At 73.5% G+C, this 21181-nt stretch carries 9 protein-coding genes; 3 read left to right on the top strand and 6 right to left on the bottom strand.

What is annotated here, in order from left to right; all coding sequences use genetic code 11:
• Window positions 1–29: 29 nt before the first annotated feature.
• Window positions 30–1067 (bottom strand): ABC transporter permease, encoded by a 1038-nt coding sequence (locus tag ACGFZA_RS20445; protein ID WP_393681340.1) that lies wholly within the window; start codon window positions 1065–1067, stop codon window positions 30–32.
• A 273-nt stretch (window positions 1068–1340) separates the two neighbouring features.
• Between ACGFZA_RS20445 and ACGFZA_RS20450 the strand changes: the two genes are divergently transcribed.
• On the top strand, window positions 1341–2828 hold the full coding sequence (locus ACGFZA_RS20450) for a chlorohydrolase family protein (protein WP_393680801.1): 1488 nt from the start codon (window positions 1341–1343) through the stop codon (window positions 2826–2828).
• On the top strand, window positions 2825–3502 hold the full coding sequence (locus ACGFZA_RS20455) for a GntR family transcriptional regulator (RefSeq protein ID WP_393680804.1): 678 nt from the start codon (window positions 2825–2827) through the stop codon (window positions 3500–3502). The genes ACGFZA_RS20450 and ACGFZA_RS20455 overlap by 4 nt, the downstream gene beginning before the upstream one ends.
• Window positions 3503–4140: 638 nt before the next feature.
• Here ACGFZA_RS20455 and ACGFZA_RS20460 read toward each other — a convergent pair.
• Window positions 4141–4311, bottom strand: coding sequence for a hypothetical protein (locus ACGFZA_RS20460; RefSeq protein ID WP_385274038.1), 171 nt, complete (start codon window positions 4309–4311; stop codon window positions 4141–4143).
• Window positions 4312–4467: 156 nt separating this feature from the next.
• Between ACGFZA_RS20460 and ACGFZA_RS20465 the strand changes: the two genes are divergently transcribed.
• Complete coding sequence (locus ACGFZA_RS20465) at window positions 4468–4908, top strand: ATP-binding protein (RefSeq protein WP_393680807.1); 441 nt, start codon at window positions 4468–4470, stop codon at window positions 4906–4908.
• Between the two features lie 235 nt (window positions 4909–5143).
• Here the strand turns inward: ACGFZA_RS20465 and ACGFZA_RS20470 are convergent, their stop codons facing one another.
• The 4 genes from ACGFZA_RS20470 to ACGFZA_RS20485 are packed head-to-tail and all read right to left on the bottom strand — an operon-like array spanning window position 5144 to window position 20770.
• Complete coding sequence (locus ACGFZA_RS20470; RefSeq protein ID WP_393680809.1) at window positions 5144–11818, bottom strand: beta-ketoacyl synthase N-terminal-like domain-containing protein; 6675 nt, start codon at window positions 11816–11818, stop codon at window positions 5144–5146.
• 43 nt (window positions 11819–11861) lie between these two features.
• Window positions 11862–17954, bottom strand: coding sequence for an SDR family NAD(P)-dependent oxidoreductase (locus ACGFZA_RS20475; protein WP_393680811.1), 6093 nt, complete (start codon window positions 17952–17954; stop codon window positions 11862–11864).
• 56 nt (window positions 17955–18010) lie between these two features.
• On the bottom strand, window positions 18011–19594 hold the full coding sequence (locus ACGFZA_RS20480; RefSeq protein WP_385274050.1) for a PfaD family polyunsaturated fatty acid/polyketide biosynthesis protein: 1584 nt from the start codon (window positions 19592–19594) through the stop codon (window positions 18011–18013).
• 33 nt (window positions 19595–19627) lie between these two features.
• A complete protein-coding gene (locus ACGFZA_RS20485) occupies window positions 19628–20770 on the bottom strand; it encodes an SDR family oxidoreductase (RefSeq protein ID WP_393680813.1) in 1143 nt (380 codons plus the stop codon).
• Window positions 20771–21181 lie beyond the last annotated feature (411 nt).

The following is a 21181-nucleotide window of genomic DNA, read 5'->3' on the forward strand; positions in this document are numbered from 1 at the left end:
CCTGGTTTTCCTGGTGGTGCCGCCCGGGGTCAGCCACGGGAGGACTTGGGGTCGAGGGCGTCGCGGACCGCGTCGCCGAGCAGGTTGAAGGCGAGGACCGTGATCACCAGGGCGCCGGCGGGGACGGCGAGGAACCAGGGGTCGGTCAAATACCAGTTGCCGACCTGGGCGGCGTTGAGCATCTGGCCCCACGACGGGGTGGGGTCCTTCACGCCGACGCCGAGGAAGGAGAGCGCGGCCTCGGCGGTGATGTTCGTGGGGATCATCATCGTGGCGTAGACGAGGACGACCCCCATGACGTTGGGGACGATCTGGCGCAGGATGATCGAGCGGTGCGAGGCCCCGAAGGCGCGAGCCGCCTCGACGAACTCCTGCTCGCGGATGGACAGCACCTGGCCGCGGACGACGCGTGCGAGATAGGCCCAGCCGAAGAAACCGAGGATGATCACGAGCGAGGCGATCGGCAGCAGGCTGCCGTCCCCGAGCGCCGTGCCGCCGAGCCGGGACTGCAGGATCGGCGTGAGCGAGAGCACGAGCAGCAGGTGCGGGAAGGCCAGGAACAGGTCCATGATCCGGCTGATCACCATGTCCACCTTGCCGCCGAAGTAGCCGGCGGCCGCGCCGAGCACGGTGCCCAGGACGACGGAGACGACGGTCGCGAGCAGTGCGATGATCAGGGAGACCTGAGCACCGTGCGCCATGCGGGCGAAGAGGTCACGGCCGAGGCCCGGTTCGACGCCGAGCCAGTGGTCGGCGGACGGGAAGCGGTAGTAGGACAGCGGGAGCCCTGGCGTGCCGTAGTCGTCGAGGACGTCCGGGCTGGTGCGGGTGGTGTAGGGGTCCTGGCCTTCGATCGCGGTGAGCAGCGGGGCGAGCGCCGCGAAAAGGATCATGAGGACCACCACGGCGAGTGCGGCGAGTGCGATCTTGCTGCGCCGGATGCGCAGCCATGCCGTGCCGAGCAGGGAGCGGGCGGCGATGGCGGGCGGGGCCGAAGTCGTCGCGGCCGGCTGGGAGTCGGGCAGGCCTGCGGCATCGGCGTCGAAGGGCTGCCGCGCGGGCAGCACAGGGGAATCCGTCACGTCGGGAGATCCGTTCGGCGCTCGGGGGAAGGTTGGCCGGACGGTATACCAAGAAACGACTGGCGCGAAAGAGCTGACCAGTTCCTGATATGCAGAAGCGGTTGACCAGCTGTGAAAATGGGGCAATTCGCGAGAGTCGGATTTCCGATCAATGCGGTGGCCCGCCTGCTCTTCCACTTAGGTATACCAACACGTACGATCAGGAACCGACGGACGGTGAACCGCACGCGACCGCGTACACGGACCCCAGGAGGCAAAATGCGCACCCGCTGGCGCGCCCGGCACATCCTCGCCCACCAGGGCGGCGGCCACGCGCTGCTGCGGGACGGCGAGGTGGTGTGGGAGGACGACACCGTCGTCTACGTCGGGCCGCACTACGAGGGCGCTGCCGACGAGGAGCGCGACCTGGGCGAATCCCTGGTCATGCCGGGGCTCATCGACCTCGACGCGCTCACCGACATCGACCATCTCGTGATCGACTCCTGGGCCGGCCCCGAGCGGGGCAAGGGCCTGCAGTGGTCGCTCGACTACTTCACCCATCGCCGCCACGACGTGTTCACCCCGCGGGAGCGGGCGACGATCCGCGCGTACGCCCTCGCCCAGCTCGCGCTGCACGGCATCACCACGTTCATGCCGATCGCCTCCGAGGTGCACAGCCGCTGGGCGGAGCCGTACGAGGAACTGGTCGACATGGCGCGCACCGCGCGCGGGATCGGACTGCGCGGATACCTCGGTCCCGCCTACCGTTCGGGCGTCAACGTCGTCCTGCCCGACGGCACCCGCGACGTCGCCTTCGACGAGGAGGAGGGTCGTGCGGGCCTGCGCGACGCGGTCCGCTTCCTCGACCATCTCGCGGAGCTCGACGACCCGCTGCTGACCGGCGTCCTGCTGCCCTGCCGCATCGAGACGCTCACTGAGGAACTGCTCGGCGAGACGGCACGGATCGGGCGGGAACGCGGCGTCCTGATCCGGCTGCACGCACTCCAGGGGCTGGTCGAGCGCGACATCATCCGGCGCCGCCACGGCCTGTCGTCCCTCGAACTTCTCGAAAAGCACGACCTGTTGAACCCGAACCTGCTGATCCCGCACACCGTCACCATCGACCGGCACCCCTCGGTCCACGGTGAGGACCGCGGCGATCTGGCGCTGCTCGCCGGCAGCGGCGTCTCGGTGATCCACTGCCCGCAGACGTCCCTGCGCTACGGCGAGGTGCTGCATTCGTTCCGCGCGTACCGCGAGGCCGGGGTGAACCTGTGCCTGGGCACTGACTCCTTCCCGCCGGACCTGATCCGCGGCATGGACGTCGGTGTGCACCTGGCCAAGATCGCCGAGGGCTGCTCGGACGCCGCACCCGCCGAACAGTATGTGGAGGCTGCCACCCTGGGCGGGGCCCGCGCCCTGGGCCGCGACGACCTGGGCCGGATCGCGCCCGGCGCCCAGGCCGACCTGGTCGCCTTCTCGCTCGACGACATCCGCGACGGCGTGCTGGACGACCCGGTACGGACGTTCCTGCTCAACGGCACGGCACGGCAGGCGACGGACTCGGTCGTCGCGGGCCGCCCGGTCCTGGTGGACGGCGGTCTGCCCGGGATCGACCTGGAGGCACTGCGGCGCGACGCCCAGACCCTCTTCGAGCGGATGCGGGGTGCCTACAGCGAGCGCGATGTGAAGCGCCGTGAGACGGCCGAGCTCTTTCCGGCCACCTTCCCGGCGTTCCGCGCTCCGGAGCGGGAGGTCTGGGCGTGACGCGCGTCGAGGCGGCCGAGCTTCCCGGCTCCCACGTGGCACGCACCGAGGATCTGATCAGGACGGGCATCCACTCCGGGACGTATCTGCCCGGCGCGCGGCTGCGTGAGCGCGAACTGGCGGAGTCGCTCGGAGTCTCGCGCGTCCCGGTGCGCGAGGCCCTGATGCGGCTCGCCACCGAGGGGCTCGTCGTCCTGGAACCGCGGCGCGGCGCGCGCGTGCGCCAGCTCACCCTCCGCGACGTCGACGAACTCTTCGACCTGCGGCTGAGTCTGGAGGTGTTCGCCGCGCGGCGGGCGGCCGAGATCGTCGCGCGCGGCGGTAGCCACGACATGTTGCGCAAGGTGCTGGACGAAGCCGGGGCGGCGACCGCGCGCGGGGACGCGGCGGGGATCGCGGCCGCGAACACGGCCTTCCACGCGGAACTCATCACCATGACCGGGAACCGGCTGCTCCAGTCCTCCTTCCAGCCCTCCCTGGGCCTGATGCACTGGCTGTTCCGGCTCACGGGCACCGAGCGCGGCGCGGAGCAGCACTGCGCCGAGCACCGGCAGATCTGCGACGCGATCGGCGCCGGCCGCCCGCGCCTCGCCGAGGCGCTGACGTTCTCCCACATCGACATCCGGCGCGAGCCCGTCATGCGGTCTCTGGCCCGGACGCTGCCCGCGGACTGATTTCGGACATGGATGACGGCCTGCTGAAGGTTGATCTCGGTACCGGTTTCTTCCCGTACCCGCGCACGCGCGTGCCGATCCTCCAGCCGGAGGGCGCACGAGCATGGTGGTGTGGCCTGTGCGGCTGCTGCTGGAGACGTACCGGGGCTGAGGACGGACGGCGGAGAGGTGCGTGTCGTGTGGCGGAGTGAGTGATCGAACGGGCGGCCTGCGGTCGGTGCGGACGCTCTTGTGCCGGTGTCCGTCGCGTCTCCCGGATGTCTGCCTCGACCTCCCCCGAACGTCAACGTGAGGACGTGCCGCCGCAGTCAGGGCTGCTGCGGGCACGTCCTCACGTGGTCCGTACAACGGCATCGCCGGCGCGGTGGTGGACCGCCCGGGGCGCCACCGTCGTCGACGGCCTGCACCACGGGCCGCATGATGCGGGACTCCGGCCTGGTGCTCCTGGCATACGGCCACGAGGGGCCCGGAACCCCGACGCTCCCTACGACGAGAACCGCTTCACCGTCCAGGCGGCTCGATCGGGAACGCCGCTGTGGCGCAGCATCTGCGGACCGTTCCACTCACGCGGCGCGTAGTCGCCCGGTGCGGGAGAGTGCGTCGACCACTCGCCCGCACCGGGCGACCACGCGCCGCCGTCAGCGTCTGCGGGACGGGCGGGCCGCTCCGACGCCCGCGACGTGCAGGGCGAGAAGTGCCAGGCCCAGCAGCATGACGTTCACCGAGGAGAAGACGTCGTTGGTGGTGATGTCTGCTGCGTTGATCAGGAAGGCGATACCGAACAGGACAGCCGCGGCTATGCCGAGCATGTGGTGCTCCTCTCGAAGGGTTGAGGTGCGTGTGCCCGGACATTCCGGCGGCAGACCTCGTTTCGGCGTCCGAACGGCGGTCGGCCGGGTGCCGGGGGCGTGGGAATGTGCGCAGAGGGCGGGTACACGGTGGGAAAGCCGAGCGAGGGAGGGCCGATGGCGAAGGACACATCGCTGCGTGCGATGGGGTGGGCGCAGTCGTTTCCGGTGACGCAAGGGGTGCGGGCCGGTCGTCGGTGGACGCGGGAGCACCTCGCGTCCCTGGAGTGGACGAAGGACGCCCCCGAGACGGTGGACGCGATCCTGCTGAGTGTTTCCGAGCTGATCACCAACGCGCATGTCCACGCACACAGCGACGCCCAGCTGGTTCTCACCTGGGACGGTCACTGCCTGCACGTGAGCGTCCACGACTCCGACTCCCTGCCTCCCGCCAAGCAGCCCGAAGACCTCACCACGACCGGGGGGCGCGGCCTGGCCATCGTCGACGCACTCGCCGACGCCTGGTCCACACACGCGCAGGCGTCGGGCAAGACCGTCACCGCCTGCTTCGTGCCACCGGGCGCTCCGAAGCCCCGGCACGGCGGGGACGTGAGCTGAGCTCCGGTGGAGGCGTCCTGGAGCGGGAAGCCGCGCGGGATGTCGGACGCGCGGGACGCCGGACCCACCAGCAGCCGGTGTTCCGCCCGGCGGCCGGCACCGGGCGGACCGAAACGCCGGTGACGGGTCCTACCGCGCGCCGGCCTCGGCCCACCCGGGCGGCGGCGTGCACGGAGCCACCGGCGACCCGCGTGCGGCGCCGCGCGGAAGGAGCGGGTACGGGTTCCGCGCACGGTCAACGACGCGGGCCGTCCGCGCGGGGCGGAGCACCGGGTGAGGTGGGTGGTGGACGGTCCGCCGCGGACACCACCCGCACACCCAGCCCACGCACCCGGTAGATGCACGTGCCGTCGCCCCAGAGCGACGCGTCCGCCACCGCATAGGGGCCCTGCTCGTCCGTCCCGCTCTCCACGATGTCCATGTCCACCCGGATCAGCCGGTGGGCGGGGGTGATCTGTCCCCGGTACGTCCAGACCGTTTCGCGGCCGGGCAGCACCGGCTCGAACCTGGGGTGCGGGATGCCGTCGCCCGCTCCCCGTTCGATGAGGTGGTACTGGAGCAGCTGGCACATGGCTTCGAGGCCCAGGGAGCCGGGCTGCACCGGGTCCTGGAAGAAGTGGGCCCGGAAGAACCAGGCGTCCGGGCGAACGTCCTTCTCCGACCGCAGCCGGCCGAGTCCCGCGCTCCCCCCGTCCGGCCAGTAGCCCGTGATCCGGTCCAGCATCAGCAGCATGGGGCCCGGGAGGCGCGGCTCGCCTGCGCAGTACCGGGCGGGCCGGGAGGCCAGGTCGACCGCAGGGCCGCACGGCTCGTCGAGGCGCGCCCGGTCGTCGGCCGACGCCGCGAGACCCGGCTGGTCCTCGAAGGCCGACGGAGGGAAGTACCCGAAGGACGTGGAGAGTTCGAGCACCGGCGCGCCGTCAGCCGTGCACGACACCCGGAACGACTCGATGATCATGTCCCCGCTGCGCGAGACACGCGTCAGTTCGGCACGGGTGCGGACCGTACGCGTCAGAGGGGTCACCTCGCCGGTGACCGTCCCCGACCCGTCGAGGTTGCGGAAGAGCAGGTCCATGCCGGTGGTCAGCGCGCTGCCCACGTACGAGGCGAGCCACCCGCAGGGTTGCAGCGCGATCTCCATGAGTACGGCGAACGGCACGGTGTGGCCACCGCTCTGCTCGAAGTACCAGGCCTGATCCGGTACGTCGTACTCCGCGACGACGGTGCTGCCCTCCCGCATCCCGGCCTGCGGACCGTCCACCGAGGCGATCCGGCTCATGAAGTGGTACGGCGGACCGGGGAGCCGCGCCACCCTGCGGGTGCCGTCGAACGGCTCGTACATGGTGCCGAACGCCTCGCTCGGCCTGCCCCAGGCGCACGCCAGCAGCGAGGCGTAACCGAAGGGGAATCCGTCGGCCGCCACCGCCACCGGCGTTTCCTCGCGGTGCCCGACCAGTCCGCCGAGCCGCGACAGCGGCACGGGAGCCCCACCGGCCTGGACGAGGGGCGGGCCCGAGTGCCGCCATCGCGCCAGCGGCCAGTCGGGTACCAGCCGCAGCGCCATGCCGCGGCCCAGGAACGCCTTCGTCCCGTCCACCGAACCCAGCACGTCCGCGTGGAGCGTGGGTTCCGGCCCGGCCGAGACACCGCGGACGAACAGCTCGTAGACGACCCGCCGGCCCTCCGGGGTCGCCTGGCCCCGGCACATGGCCCTGTAGGGGATCCCGCTGACCGGCTCGAAGCGCCAGCCGTCCCGGTCCACGGTGAAGCCCATCGCCGTCAGGTAGAACGCCATCGCCTGGAGGCCGCCCTGGAGCATCAGGGTGCCCGGCATGCAGGGGTCGTTCTTGAAGTGTCCGGCGAAGAACCAGTCGTCCGGCGACAACGCGGTCTCGGCACGCAGATAGCCCCGGCCCCACGGCCCGCCCGCCGGGTCGAAGGCGGTCACCTCGTCCAGCAGCCGCAGCCGGCCCTCGTCGAGCCGCGGCGACCGGACATGGGCCGCCGTCGTCTCCCAGCCCGGCCCGAAGCAGTCCGCCGGCCGCCCCTCCCCGAGGGCCCGCACCCGGTCCGCGCCGAAGCGGTCCCGTCCGCAGCGCACGGCGGGCGGGTCGAGCGGCAGGTCGTCGCCGGGCGTGTGCGCGGCGGGATCCCACCGGACACCGCCGCTGCCGGCGAGTTCCTCAGGGGTGAAGAAACCGGCCTGGCCCTCACGGACACTGAGCCGGAGCTCGCCGTCCACGTAACAGTCGTAGTGGAAGAAGGCCAGCCGGACTCCCTCCTCCTCGGCGTGGCCGTCGACATGGATCTCGAAGCAGAGCGTGTCACCGGCTCGCGGCGGCTCGCCGTGGAACGTCACCTCGCACCCCAGCAGCCGGTAGGCGCGCTCGCCCCGGTTGAGGAGGTCGACACCCAGCCAGCTGAGCAGGAGCAGATCCGCCTGGCCCGCCTCGATCAGCAGACCGGCCGGCATGCGTCCCGTGGAGTCCAGGTACCAGCTGTCGCTCAGGACGTCGGTCTCCGTCCAGATCCTTCCGTCCGTGCGCACCGGATCCGGCAGGGTGAGCGCCGCGGGCACCGCGTCGATGCCGGTGACCCGGTCCGCGAACAGCATGGGCGGCCCGGGCATCCGGGTCTGCACCGCGTATCCGTCCTGCTCGGCGAAGCGCGGGCCGAACAGGGCGGAGATCTCCCGGGAGGCGAGGTGCTCCAGCTGGGCACGGTCGAAGGCCGGACCCGGCCGCGGGGCCGGCGCGGGCGCCGGCCGGGTCCGGACGGCCGGCGGAGGCGCGACGGGGGCGTGCCGCCGTACGGGAACGGGGTTCGGCGGCACTGCGGCCGTCAGCGCGGTGACGGCGAGCGCCGAGACCCGCAGGAACCGCTGATGGGCCTCCGTGTGCCCGGCCATGACCTCCTGGTGCAGCGCGGCGACCCGCAGACTCTGCCGGGCGACCGCGGCCCGGACTCCCGCCGTCCCCCGCTCCTCCGAGCCTTCGGCAGGCGTCCGGAGCTGCTGTTCCACGGCCCCTGGGGAGCGAACGGCGGGAGCGGCCGGGGTGGTGAGGACGCCGGAGTCCCGCGCCGACGGGACGGCCGGCGCGGCGGAATGCCCAGGGCCACGGTCCTGCGGGGCTGCGGCAGGGGAGGGACGGCCGGGGCTCCTGTCCGGTACCGGGGCCAGTTCGGGGGCCCGGGGCAGGACCGCCACCACAGGCTCCAGGGGCGGCAGGCTCGGAGAGGGAATCACGGGAACGGTGACGGTGGGCCCGGGCCGCGGGAGATCCGTGGCGGCCTCCGCGAGCCGGGCGAACAACTCGTCGGCCCGCACGGGCACTCCGGCGACGACGAGTTCGGCCACCGCCAGGCACAGCTGGCGCAGTCCGGTGTCCTTCGGGGAGTCCAGCGCCACGGCCACATGCTCCCGGTCGCCGAGCACCCGCTTGATCCAGCCGGTGCACAGCCTCCTCGGCCCGTGCTCCACGAACACCCGGACACCGTCGGCCCACGCCTGCTCGACCGTGGCCGCGAAGTCGATCGTGCCCAGCCCCTGAGCGGTGACCGCCTCGGCGGCACGCTCGGCCGTCGGCCGGTACGCCTGCCCGGTGGCCCCGCTGTAGAACCGCACCCCGGGCACCTCGGCCGTGGGACGGAGGTGGACTGCGTGCCACACCTCCCGGACCTCGGCCAACTCCGGTGCGTGGGCCGCCATGTCGTAGTCCAGCTCGATCGCACGGTCGGCACCGAGCCTGGCCACGACGGCCGCGCACGCCCGGGACTCGCCACCGATGACGCAGACCCCGGGCGCGTTCACCGCCATCAGATGGACCGCGTCCTGTGTGGCGAGCTCCGCGCGGACCACGTCCAGGGGGACGCTGACCAGGTAGCTCGACCAGCGGGAGCCCTGGATGCCCCGTCGCTGCCAGTGGCGCCGGACCGCCCGGAGCTCACCGGTGAGCTCGGTCGTGAACAGACCGCTGTCCCGGGTGGCTTCGTACAGCCCCGAGGCGTCCGGCCACGCCCCCAGCGCGACCAGGGCGGCCGACTCGCCCGAGGAGTACCCGAGCGCGGCGTCCGGCTGAAGGCCGAGCACCTCACGGGTGAACACGGTGTGCAGGACGGACAGTTCGGCGGCCGCCCAGATCTGGCCGAGCACGCCGCGCTCCGCCTCCGGTCCGGACCGCAACCGCGTGCCCAGCGCCCGGTGGCCGTCCCGGACGGCCTCGCCGAGCGACGGCAGGGCGAGCGACAGCTCATGGCCCATCCCCGGATACGCGGCCGAGCCGTTGGTGTACACGAACGCGGTCCGCCCCTCGACCGGCCCGTCCCGGTACAGCACATCGGCAGGACGGGGCCCGCCGTTCGTCAGCCAGCGGCGGGCGGCCGCCGTACGGTCCTCCAGAGAGGTGTCGCCGCCGACCACGAGCGCCAGCCGGGCCGGGCCGGCGCCGGACTCCGTGTCCGAGTCCAGCGCGGCCAGCACCTCCCGGCGGCCGGCCCCGGAGAAGACGTGCAGACGCGGAGCCGGTCCCCGCAGCCACGGCCGGGGGTCACCCGTGCGCAGGCGCGCGCTCGCCTCGGGCCCCTCCATCGGCGCCACCACGGCCCGCGCGGTGTGGGCGACGGCCGCGGTGTCCGCGGGGCCGCCCGGACGCGGCACGGCGCGGTGCTGGAGCGCGAGCGCGGCGACCGCTACGGAGACCAGCCCGGACGCCGCGTGAGCACGCCCGAAGGCCGATGCCGGGTCGAACGCCGCGCCGGGGCCGTCGCCGATGACCATGTCCGGCTCGTCGGAGGCCCCCTCGTCCAGCAGGGCGATGACGGCGTCGCCGTCCCTGCGCGCGGCGTCCAGGGGCTTGAGGACCAGGACGACCGCCGCGTCCCCCGGATCGTCCTCGACCCCGAGCTCCCGCAGGGCCGCGCGGTGAACCGCCTCGCAGGACAGGTCGGCCGCACCGACGAGTGCCGCGTCCGCCTCCCCCGACCGGACGGCCCGCGCCGCGACCTCCAGCGCCACCAGTCCGGACGCCTCCTCCGCGGACACTGCGAACGACGGTCCGGCCAGGTCCAGTTGGGTGCTGATCCGGCTCGCCACGAGGTTCGGCATACTGCCCACCACCCCCTCCGCGGTCATGGGCGGGACGAACGCGTCCCGGGCGGGGCCGGACGGCGGCACCGCCACGCCCTGACCGGCGGCCCGTTCCAGCCAGTACGGAACCCGCCAGCGGGCGCCCGCCCGGGCCACCTCGGGGTCCACCCCCATGCCGATGACCACCATGGTCCGCTCGCGAGGCAGGGCCACCGCCCGTGCGGCCTCCCGTGCGGCCTCCAGCACCAGAAGCTGGTGGCGTACGGTCCGCTCCAGCCCCGACGGAGGGAAGCACAGGCCCGTGAGCTCCACCGCGATCTCCGTGGCGGGGCCGCGCCGTTCACCGCCCAGCACGGCCCGACGGAGGTCCTCGACGCCGGTCCCGTCGCCGACCCGGGCGCCGAGAGCGACGATCGCCACCGTCCGGCCGCGGGAAGGTTCGTCGGGCCGCCGTACGGCGGTCGCCGAGCGGCGCGGCGACCGTGCCGCGGAGGACGGGGGAGCGCCCTCCGGGTGGTCCACCACCAGGTGGGCGTTGGTCCCGCCGAACCCGAAGGCGCTCACGGCCGCCCTGCGCGGCCCCGTCCACTCCTCCAGGGCCGAGAGGACCCGCAACGGCGTGCCCGCCAGGGCGTCCAGCGGCCGGTCCGCGCCGAGCGTCGCCGGACGGACCCCCGCCCGCAGCGCGCCGAGCACCTTGAGCAGCCCGGCCACGCCCGCCGAAGCCAGCAGGTGGCCGACGTTCGACTTCGCCGAGCCGATGGGTACGTCGTCACCGGCCCCGAAGACCTGGGCCATGCCCCGCACCTCCACCGCGTCACCGACCGGTGTTCCCGTCGCATGGCACTCGACGAGCGACACGGACTCGGGAGCGACGCCCGCCATCTCGTAGGCCAGGCGCATGGCCCGTACCTGACCCTCCTGCGACGGGCTGATCAGCCCGGAACCGCGCCCGTCGTTCGACAGCCCCACGCCGCGGATCACACCGAACACGGGCAGGCCGCGGGCGCGGGCCTCGGACAGCCGCATCAGGGCGACGAAACCCGCACCCTCGCCGTGCACCAGCCCGTCCGCGTCCCGGTGGAAGGGGCGGCTGCGCCCCGTGCGGCTCGTCGCGGACAGGCCGCAGAAGCCCACGTGCAGATAGAGGGGATCGGGCCGGCTGACCCCGCCGGCCACCATCAGGTCGGCCGTGCCGTCGTGCAGCCGGTCGCACGCCAGCTTGATCGCGTACAACGAGGACGCGCAGGCCGCGTCGAGCGCCCACGCCCCCGCGCCGAGGCCGAGCGCACGGGCCGCGAGCCGGGCGGGCAGCCCTGAGGAGAACCGGTTGCGCGCGTCGGGGCGCGCCCGGTGTTCACCCGTCAGCAGGGCGTCACGGAGCGGGGTCCGCTGCGCGGCCAGCCAGACGTGTTCGGAGAAGGCCGCCCCGGCCTGCGTGGGGTACGAGAGGTTCCCCATCACCAGGCCACCGCGCGGCAGCGGTCCCACGCGGCCTGCCTCCGTCAGTGCCTGCCTCACCCCGTACAGGACCCAGTGGAAGAGCGGGTCCAGCGAGGCGATCCGCTCCGGAGGGATCCGGAAGCCGCCCGGGTCGAAGACGGACTCGAACCCCTCGACGTAACCGCCGGCATCGGTCCAGGTGCGGTCGAGGTGGTCGTCCACCGAGCCCATGGCCCAGCGGCGCGGCAACCGCCAACGACCCTCCGGGGCTGCCGACACCGTGGTGCGGCAGGCGGCGATGTTCTCCCAGAACGTGTCCGGGTCGAGCGCGCCGGGCAGCACGCAGCCCCGGCCGACGACGGCGATCGGTTCGAAATCCATACGGGTGCTCACTTCACGGCGGGGCGGAGTCCGGGGGACGGGGTCAGGAGGGGCGGCGGACGAGCTCGATACCGATCAGTTCGAGCCGTACGGCCCCGTCGGCGTCGATCAGTGCCGCGTCGCAGCGCGCCCCCGTGTCATGCGCCTTGCGTCCCCGTACGACACACCGCACCGTGCCGTCCGACGTGCCGCGCCTGTGCACCCTGCACTCGGCGACGGCCATGGGCAGCGTCGCCGCCCCGAGTACGGCCTCGCCCCAGAGCAGGGCGAGCTGGAGCGCGCCGTCCACGGCAGCCGGGTCGACCGTCCAGTGGGCGTCCGGCCAGTCCAGGGTGCGCACGCCCGCGACGGCCGCCTCGGCGCCCTGCTCACAGACGCCGTGCACCGTGTGCAGGGCGTGGAACCGCGGACCGTGGAAGAGGACCTTCCCGTCGTACACATCGGCCCGGCCGAGCGGCCTCGGGCCGGACGGGGCGACCCACGCCGCCGGGTCCGGCTCCCCGCTCCAGGTGTCCAGCACGGCGCGGAAGTGCGCCGGGCCCTCCTCGCCCCGCAACTCCGCCTCCAGAGCCGACGGCGAACCGGGTGCGCCCCGGCTGCCGGACAGGGTGAGCCGGTGGCCCGTACCCGCCAGTTCCGGCAGGGCGCACGTCCTGTACACCCGCAGATCGCGCAGGACGAGCGGCCCGGGGGCCGGCAGCCAGGCCGCCGCAGCGCTCGCGAACCAGTTCAGGACCAGTGCCACGGGCAGCACCGGTGCCTCGGCGGGAGCATGGTCGGCCAGCTGCGGCAGGGTGTCCGAGCGGACCAGCATCTGTGCCCGGGGCGGACAGCCGACCGGGGCGAGAGCCGCAGGGTCGTCCCCGGCCGCAAGGACGACGCGGGCCTCACCGGCGGTGCCGTCCAGCTCGGCCGTGAACGCGGCCGCGCCCTGTTCCAGAGGGATGAGCGGGACCCCGGACCGGCCGAAGTGCGCGGCCAGGGCCGGCGTGACCATGCCGCCCTGCCAGGGGCCCCAGGCGATGCACCGGACCAGGCAGCCGGGGCGGCGGGCCTGCTCGGCCGACGCGACCTGGTGGAGGACCTCGTTGGCCATGGCGTAGTCACTCTGCCCGGTGTTGCCGAACACGGCGGCCACCGAGGAGAACAGGCAGATCGTGTCCAGGGGATCGTCCGCCGTAGCGGCCAGCAGGGCCCGCAGACCGTCCACCTTGGTGGACATCACCAGCTCGGCCTGCTCGTCGCTCTTGTCGGCGATCAGCTTGTCGGCCAGGACCCCCGCCCCGTGCACGATGCCGGTGACGGGCCCCCACGTGTCGCGTACGGCGCGGAGGGCGGCGGCGAGGGCGTCGGCGTCCCGGGCGTCGACCTGGACGTACCGGACGGCGGACCCCGCCGACTCCAGGGCCGCCAGGGTCGCGCGTACCTCCCGTGCGGCCAGGATCTCCCTGGCCCGCGCCGCGATCCGGGCGGGCGAGGAGTCCGCCGCGTCTCTGGCGGAGCGTTCCGCGAGCAGCCGGGTGAGCGCCGGCTCGTCGGACGCCGAGGCCAGTTCGGCGGGTTCGGGGGCCGGGTCGGTCCTGCCCACCAGGACGATCCGTGGACGGTGGGCCCTGGCCAGGTCGAGCAGGGCGGCGGCGGTCACCCCACGGGCGCCGCCGGTGGCCACGATCACGGACGCGGAGGTGATCCGCCGTGTCCCGCCCGGTGTCACCGCCCCGGGCACCGTCCGCAGGAGGGCGCGGGTCCCGTCCGCGCGGAGTCCGACCTCCAGGTCGGCTCCGCCTTCGAGCAGTTCCCGCACGATCGCCTCGGCGAGCTCCTCGCCGTCCCGGCCGCCCCGCTCGCAGTCGACGATCCGGACCGAGGCGTCCGGCCACTCCTTGGCCGCAGTCCTGGCCAGTCCCGCGACACCGCCCAGCCACGCCCGGCCGGACGCACGGCCACCGAGCCCGAAGTCGCCCCCGGTGTCCTGCACGGTCACGAACAGCGCACCTCCTCCTGCGGCGGCTCGCGCCGCGACCGTACGCGCCGCGCGGAACGCCGACCGGTGGACCTGCGTCGCCTCCTGCGCCCCGTCGCCCGAGGTCAGCCCGCCGAGATGGACGACACGGCATGCGTCCTCGGGCACCTCCGCCGACGCGGCGGCGTCCACGCCGCGTTCCGTCAGCTTCCGGGCGACGAGACCGGTCAGCCCGCAACCGTCGGTGCCCTCACCGGTCACCACGACCGGGCCGTCCAGCAGTCCGGCCGTCGCCAGGCCGGAGGCCGGCGACTCCACCATGCGCGGTACCAGCCTCGTCAGCACCGCCGTCGCACCGGCCCCGGCACGACGGGCGGTGAGCTCCGCGTCCTGCCGGGCGCCGGAAGGCCCGGAAGCCCTGCGGGGATCCGGTACGGAGCCGACCGCGTCCTGAGGGCCCGGTGCCGGGTCCCCGGAGGTGAGCGCGTCGACGATCTCGCGCAGCGTGCGGAGCCTGCCGAGGTGGCCGACATCTCCCGCCCCCAGGTCGCCCACCTGACGACGCACGGCCGACAGGATCTCGACGCGCTTGATGGAGTCGACCCCCAGGTCCGCCTCAAGCTCCATGTCCATGTCGAGCATGTCGCCGGGGTAGCCGGTGAGCCGGGCCACCACCGAGAGCAGCAACTCCTCCAGCTCCGACGGCGAAAGGGGCACGACATCATCAGCCGGAGCCGAAGCTGGAGCCGAAGCCGAAGCCGAAGCCGAAGCCGGAACTGGAACCGGAGCCGACGCGGGTGAAGGCGCTGCTTCCGGCCCGCCGTACGCGGGGCCTGCGGGAGCGGCGAGCGGAACGGGTGCGGCCGCCGTGACACCGCTCGCGACCGGAGCCGGGGCCACGGACAGCGGCGCGTGCCCCGGTGGCGAAGGCCGGGGCAGCGGCAGCGGCACGGGGGGAGCCACCGCGTCGAGCACCTCGTCCGGGTGGGGGACTCCGAGCATCGCGGCCAGAGTCGTCTCGGTCATCCGCAGAAAGGCCACATGGCTGTCCGTCAGCATGCGTTGGCAGGCCGCGTGTGCCTCCGCGGTGTGCCTCTGGACGCTTTCGACCGCCGCGTACCAGTCGGCTCCGACGGCCGTGGCGGCGTAGGGGGCGACGGCCTCGCGGACGGGCCCCGGCCCCGGTGACGCTACGACGTCGTGGGCGCCCGCCGGATCGTGCGCGGGCTCCGGTGCGGGCAGAGGGGCCGTCGGCGTGCCGGACGCGTGCGCGGGAGCGGTCCCCGGCCGGCCTTCCGGTCCGCGCTCCGGTGCGGGCGACGGTCCGTGCTCCGGCACGGGTGACGGTTCGCCGGGTGCGGCGCGGGGCGGGTGGAGCTGACCGTAGTTGGCTCCGCTGATCTTCACGGTCATTCGGGGCTCGCGTTCCTTCACTGAGGCTTTGGGCGTGCCGTACGGCGCCCAGAGGCTGTCGAGATCGAGAGGCACGCCGCGCACGGCGAGTTCGCCGAGCGCGGTGTGCAGGGTGCTGGCCCCGGACCGGCCCGGCCGGTCCAAGGGAACGGCCGCGTGCTCGCGGTCACCGAGAATCTGTCCGACCAGACCGGTCAGCGCGGCGCCCGCGCCGACTTCGACGAACGTCCGGACCCCCGCCGTGTACATCGCCTCGATCTGGTCCTGGAAGAGGACCGGTGAGGCGAGATGACCGGCGATCCGGTGGCGCACCTCGTCGGGGTGGGACGGATACGGTTCCGCGTCGGCGTTGCCGTAGACCTCGATTTTGGGCTCCGCGAGCGGCACCGTGCGGAGATGAGCGGCGAGCGGCTCGGCTGCCGAGGCGACGAGCGGGCAGTGGAAAGCCGTCGACGTGGCCAGCCGGCGGGTGCCCGCCCCCTCGGCCGCGAACGCCTCCTCGGCGCGCCGGACAGCCTCCTGGGAACCCGAAAGAACCACCTGGCGCGGGGAGTTGTGGTTCGCTGCCCAGATCTCGCCGAATCCGCCCGCGGCCAGCACCTCCGCCACGTGTGCGCGGTCCGCCGCCACGGCCAGCATCGCGCCCGGCCTGACCGCCGCGTCCCGCATCAGCTCACCGCGGCGGCGGGCCAGACCCACCAGCGCCTCCGCTTCCAGCACACCCGCACAGTGCAGAGCCACCAGCTCACCGAAGCTGTGGCCCGCCACGCAGTCCGGCCGCAGCCCCAGCTCCCGCACCACCTCCAGCAGTGCGAGCGCGTGCACGGCGAGGGCGGGCTGCGCCCACTCGGTGGCGTCCAGGAGGGCCCGCCGGTCCGCGCGCTCCTCATCGGTGAAGGCGGGCGGCGGGAACACCACCCGGTGCAGCGGCCGTCCGCCGAAGCGGGTGCCGCCGAGCCGGTCCCACGCGGCCTGGGCGGCCGGCGCCAGCATGGCGAGGTCGGCCCCCATCCCGACGTACTGGGACCCCTGCCCCGGGAACAGGAAGCCGATACGGCCCGGGGCGGGCTCCCCGGACGCGTACCGGACACCGGTGGGTGTGGAGAATGCCGTGCCGGGCCGCTGCCGGATCGACGCGACCGCCCGCGCGTACTTCTCCCGCAGGTCCTCACCGTCGGTGGCGACGACGGCCAGCCGTACCCGGTCGGCGGACGAGAAGGAGGTGTGGCTCTCGCGTGCCAGGGCGGCCAGCGGACGGCCGTCGTCCGTCCGCGGTGGCACCAGATCCGACACGGAGGCGCCGCTGAACAGGACGAGCTCGCTCGGCGCCGAGCGGTGGCGCAGGGCCGCCCGTCCCTGCGCCGAGGGCACGTACTCCTCCAGCGTGACGTGGAAGTTGCTGCCGCCGAAGCCGAAGCTCGACACCGAGGCCCGGCGCGGATGCCCGGCGGGCCGCACCCACGGGCGGGTCTGAGTGTTGACGTAGAACGGGCCGTCGGGGGCGGCGGCCGCCGGATTCGGCCGGTCGACCTTGACGGTCGGCGGCAGCACCTTGTGGTGCAGGGCCATGACCGCCTTGAGCAGCCCGGCCGCGCCCGCCGCGCACTTGGTGTGGCCGATCTGCGACTTGACCGAGCCGATCGCGCACCACTGCCCGTCCGGACGGCCCGAAGCTCCGAACACCTCCCCGAGGGCGGCGAGTTCGGCGGTGTCCCCGGCCTTCGTGCCCGTGCCGTGCGCCTCGACCAGCTCCACGGTCTCCGGTCCGTAACCCGCCTCCTCGTAGGCGCGTCGCAGGGCGCGCGCCTGGCCGTCGGGCAGCGGGGCGTAGATCGCCGTGCTCCTGCCGTCGGACGAGGTGCCGATTCCCCGGATCACCGCGTGGATCCGGTCGCCGTCGCGCTCCGCGTCGGACAACCGCTTCAGTGCGTACATGACGACCGCTTCGCCCAGCATGGTGCCGTCGGCCGAGGCCGAGAACGGCCGGCAGTCACCGCTGGGGGACAGTGCGGGGGTCTTGGAGAAGCACAGGAACATGCCGATGTCGTTCCCGGTGTCCACGCCTCCGCTGATCACCAGGTCGGCCCGGCCGAGCGCCAGCTCACCGACGGCCGTGGACAGGGCGGCCAGTGAACTGGCACAGGCGGCGTCGGTGGTGTGGTTGACGCCGTGCAGATCGAACCGGTTGGCGATGCGGCCCGCGACGACGTTTCCGAGCAGACCGGGGAAGGTGGATTCCCGCCACGGTTCGAAGCGGGCCGAGATGCGGTCGCACACGGCCTGCGCCTCCGCCTCCGCGAGGCCGCTCTCCCGCAGGCCCGCGAGCCACAGCGGGCGCTGGGTGCGCCCGTACATGTGCGGCAGGAGTTCCAGGGCGGCCGCGCCGAGCACGACGCCGGTCCGCTCCCGGTCCACCCCGGCCGGACCGCCGGCGTCCGCCAGCACCTGGTCGGCGACCATCAGGGCGAGCAGTTGGGAGGTGTCCGTCGCCGGCAGGTTGGCGGGCGGCACCCCGTAAGCCATCGGCTCGAAGTCCACCTCCGGCAGGAAGGCGCCCCGCCGGGCGTACGTCTTGTCGGGGGCGGCCGGGTCAGGGTCGTAGTGGTCCTCCACCCGCCAGCGGGACGGGGGCACCTCGGTCATCAGGTCCCGGCCGCCGGTCACGATCCGCCAGTAGCCGGCCGCGTCCGTCGCGCCGGGCACCACTGCGCCCACGCCGACCACGGCGACGGGGATACGGTGGGACGGGGACTCGTGCACGGGCTCTCCTCCGAGTGGGGCTGCCGTCGTGGGCGCCTCAGGTGCGCCGGACGCGCTCACGCCAGCTCCCGCGGCGTGTAGGTGAAGGCCTCGGGCGCCAACGGGACGCCGTAGGTGCGCAGTTGGTGAGCCCGGGTCAGTACGGCGGCCCCTTCGAGCAGGTTGAGCGCGATCTGCACCACCGACCGGTTCGCGGGTTCGGCCAGGAAGGTGCCCTCGACCCACCGGTTGAACGCACCCATCGCCGGACCGCACCAGATCTGGTAGTCGGCGCGCCGTGACCCGTCCCCGGTAATCGCCCACCGGCTCGAACCGCCCAGGTACCAGCGGAAGACCAGTGCCATGCGGTGCTTCGGGTCGGCCTCCGCACGGGAGATCTCGGCGGGATCGCGCTCCTCCCAGAAGGCGCGGGTCCGCTGCCAGATCTCGCCGAACGGTGCGCGCAGCACATCACGCTCGATCGGGACGCGCAGCGCGGACGGGATCTCATCGAGCGAGCCGTGCGTCCGGTACGCCGCGTGGAGCCGCCCGGCCCGCTGGGCGAACATCGTTCCCCGGGAGAGAACCTGCAGCTTCACACCGAGCTCGAACATGTCGGCCGCCGGCGCCATGGCGACATCCGCGATGTCCGCCTCGCAGAGCATCGACTTGGCCTCGTCGGACAGGCCGGCCTCGACAGCCGTCTGGTTCACCGACCCGACGATCACGTACGACGCACCGAGAGCGAACGCGGCGGCCACCGCATCCGGTGTGCCGAGACCGCCGGCCGCCCCGATGCGGACCGGCCGGGGGTAGCCGAACCGCCTGCACAGGACGTCGCGCAGCAGGGCGATCCTCGGTAGCAGGGCCGACAGCGGACGGTTGTCGGTGTGCCCGCCGCTGTCCGCCTCCACGGTGATGTCCTCGGCCACCGGCACCCGTGCCGCCAGCTCCGCCTCCTCCCGGCTCAGTTCGCCCCGGTCGACGAGGGAGCTCAGCAGTGCGGCCGGGGCGGGGGAGAGGAATCTCTCGGCCACCTCGGGCCGGGAGACCTTGGCGAGCACCCTCGTACCCCGGACGATGCCGCCGTCCGCGCCCCGGCGCAGCCCCCGGGCCGCGCACAGCACGACCGCCGGGGTCAGTTCCATGAACGCCGACGCGGAGATCCGGGGGACACCGCGGCGCAGCAGCAGCTCGGCGACGCGCCACTCCAGCTCCGGTTCGGACGGTGAGTGGATCAGGTTCACGCCCCAGTTCGGGCGCGCTCCCAGTACCTGGACCAGCGTGTGCACGGCCCGCTCCACGTCGGGGTACGCCAGACCGCCCGCGCCGAAGAAGCCGAGCATGTCCGCCCGGGCCATCGCCGTCACCATCCCCGTGGTCGCGATGCCGTTCGCCATCTCACCCGCGACATAGGGGAAGCGGACGCCGTGTGCCTCGCAGAAGGTGCGGCCGCCGAGCCACTCCGGATACAGCGGCGGCAGCGTACCGAGCACCGGTCCGCCCGGTACGGGCCCCGTCGCGAGCCCCAGATCGCGGCCGTCCGGTCCGCTGACCACGTGGACGGGTTCCCGGATCCGCCGGGCACAGGCCGCGATCCCTTCGGGGGAGAAGACCGGCGGGGACGCGGCAGGGGAGCCGGGAGCTGCGAGGACGGACACGGAGAGGCTCCAACGGGAGAGGACGTCTGCTGGTCAGGCGTGACGCGGGGACGAGAAGGCGGCGGGTGCGTCCGGCGAGCCGGTGCGGGCCCGGCCGGGCGGGGCCAGACCGGACCAGAGGTAGTCGAGGTCCACGGGGGCGGACGCGCCCGAGTGCCCCAGCAGCGACCTGACCCGGGTGGCGTCGAACCGCCGCCGGTGGGCGAGGTAGGCCGTCATGCCCGGATAGAAATCCAGCAGTGCCTCCAGCGCGGACGGGGCTTCCGGCTTGACGGCGACCAGCTCGAGGGAGAGCGGGACCAGCTGTTCGAGCAAGGTCACGACGGTGGGTACGGGCACGTCGCGGTCATGGACGACGTGGTACGTGTCGACTCCGCCCGAGGGTCTCCGGGCGGCCAGCCGCACCATGACCTCGGCCGCGTGCTCCACCTGCAACAGGTTCAGGTGGCCGTGCGGGTGCCCCACCGTGCGGACGCGCGGCCGGCCGGGGTCCCGGGCACCCGCGGCGCCTCGTGCGTCACGCAGGATCCGCTCGACGACCAGCAGGGGATGCGCGGGCAGTTCGGGGTGCGGCGGCACGTCGGAGACCAGGATGCTCGGCCGCATGACCAGGGCCGGGCGGCCGTGCTCCCTGGACCACGCGTGGACGAGCAGCTCCGCCTCGTACTTGGAGCGTTCGTAGGCGTTCTCGAAACCCCAGGCATCGTCCAGCTCGTCCTCGTACGCCACTCCTTCGCGCCGTGCTCCGGCCACGAATGCGGTGCTCACGTGGTGGAGCACGGGGCGACCGCGGCCGGCGGTGGCCAGCTCCAGCAGGTGCCGGGTCCCCTCGACGTTGATCCGGCGCAGTTCGGGGAGGTCCCCCTCCAGGTGGATGCTGCCCGCGCTGTGCCAGATCGTACCGATGCTGTCGGCGAGCTCCTGGAACGCCCGCGCGGGGAGTCCCAGCCGGGGCTGTGCGAGGTCGGTCTCCACCACTCGCAACCGGCTGGGGAGATCGGCGACGAACGCCTCTGTGGCGCCTGTCAGTTCGAAGAACCTGATGATGCGGCGCAGAGCGTCCCCCGATCCCGCGTGGGCCAGGACCGTGAGCGACCGGTTCGTGTCGAGCAGGCGACGCAACAGGCGCAGTCCGAGAAATCCGGTGGCACCGGTGAGGGCGACGTGCACGACCATGACTCCAAAGCTTCGAAAGGGACGGACCCGCGACCGGGTGCGGAGGGACGGTCGCCGTCGCTGCGGTGACCGGGAGCCGCGGAACGGGGCGCCACGCGCCGTCCCACGGCGCGGATCGTCATCCGGCGGACGTGGTGCGCGCGGCTCGACCCGTCCGGCCGTGCCGATGCGGCGCGTGCTCGTCGGCCCCCCGACGCCCCAGCCTCGCCGAGAAGTTCTCGGATCCCCCTGGGCCCGATGATCTCCGGCGCACGGCACACGATGTCAGACGGTGAGCAGGTCGGGACCTCCGATTCGATCTGCTCACCCGAACGAAGTACGCCGCGTCGCGGCGGGTGTGACCCGCGCCGAACGGAGGCATCCCGCCGCAGGCCGGGCGCCCGGAACGAACGGGAGTGACGCGGCGGAGCG

The organism is Streptomyces sp. NPDC048211, assembly GCF_043202315.1.
Classification (GTDB): domain Bacteria; phylum Actinomycetota; class Actinomycetes; order Streptomycetales; family Streptomycetaceae; genus Streptomyces.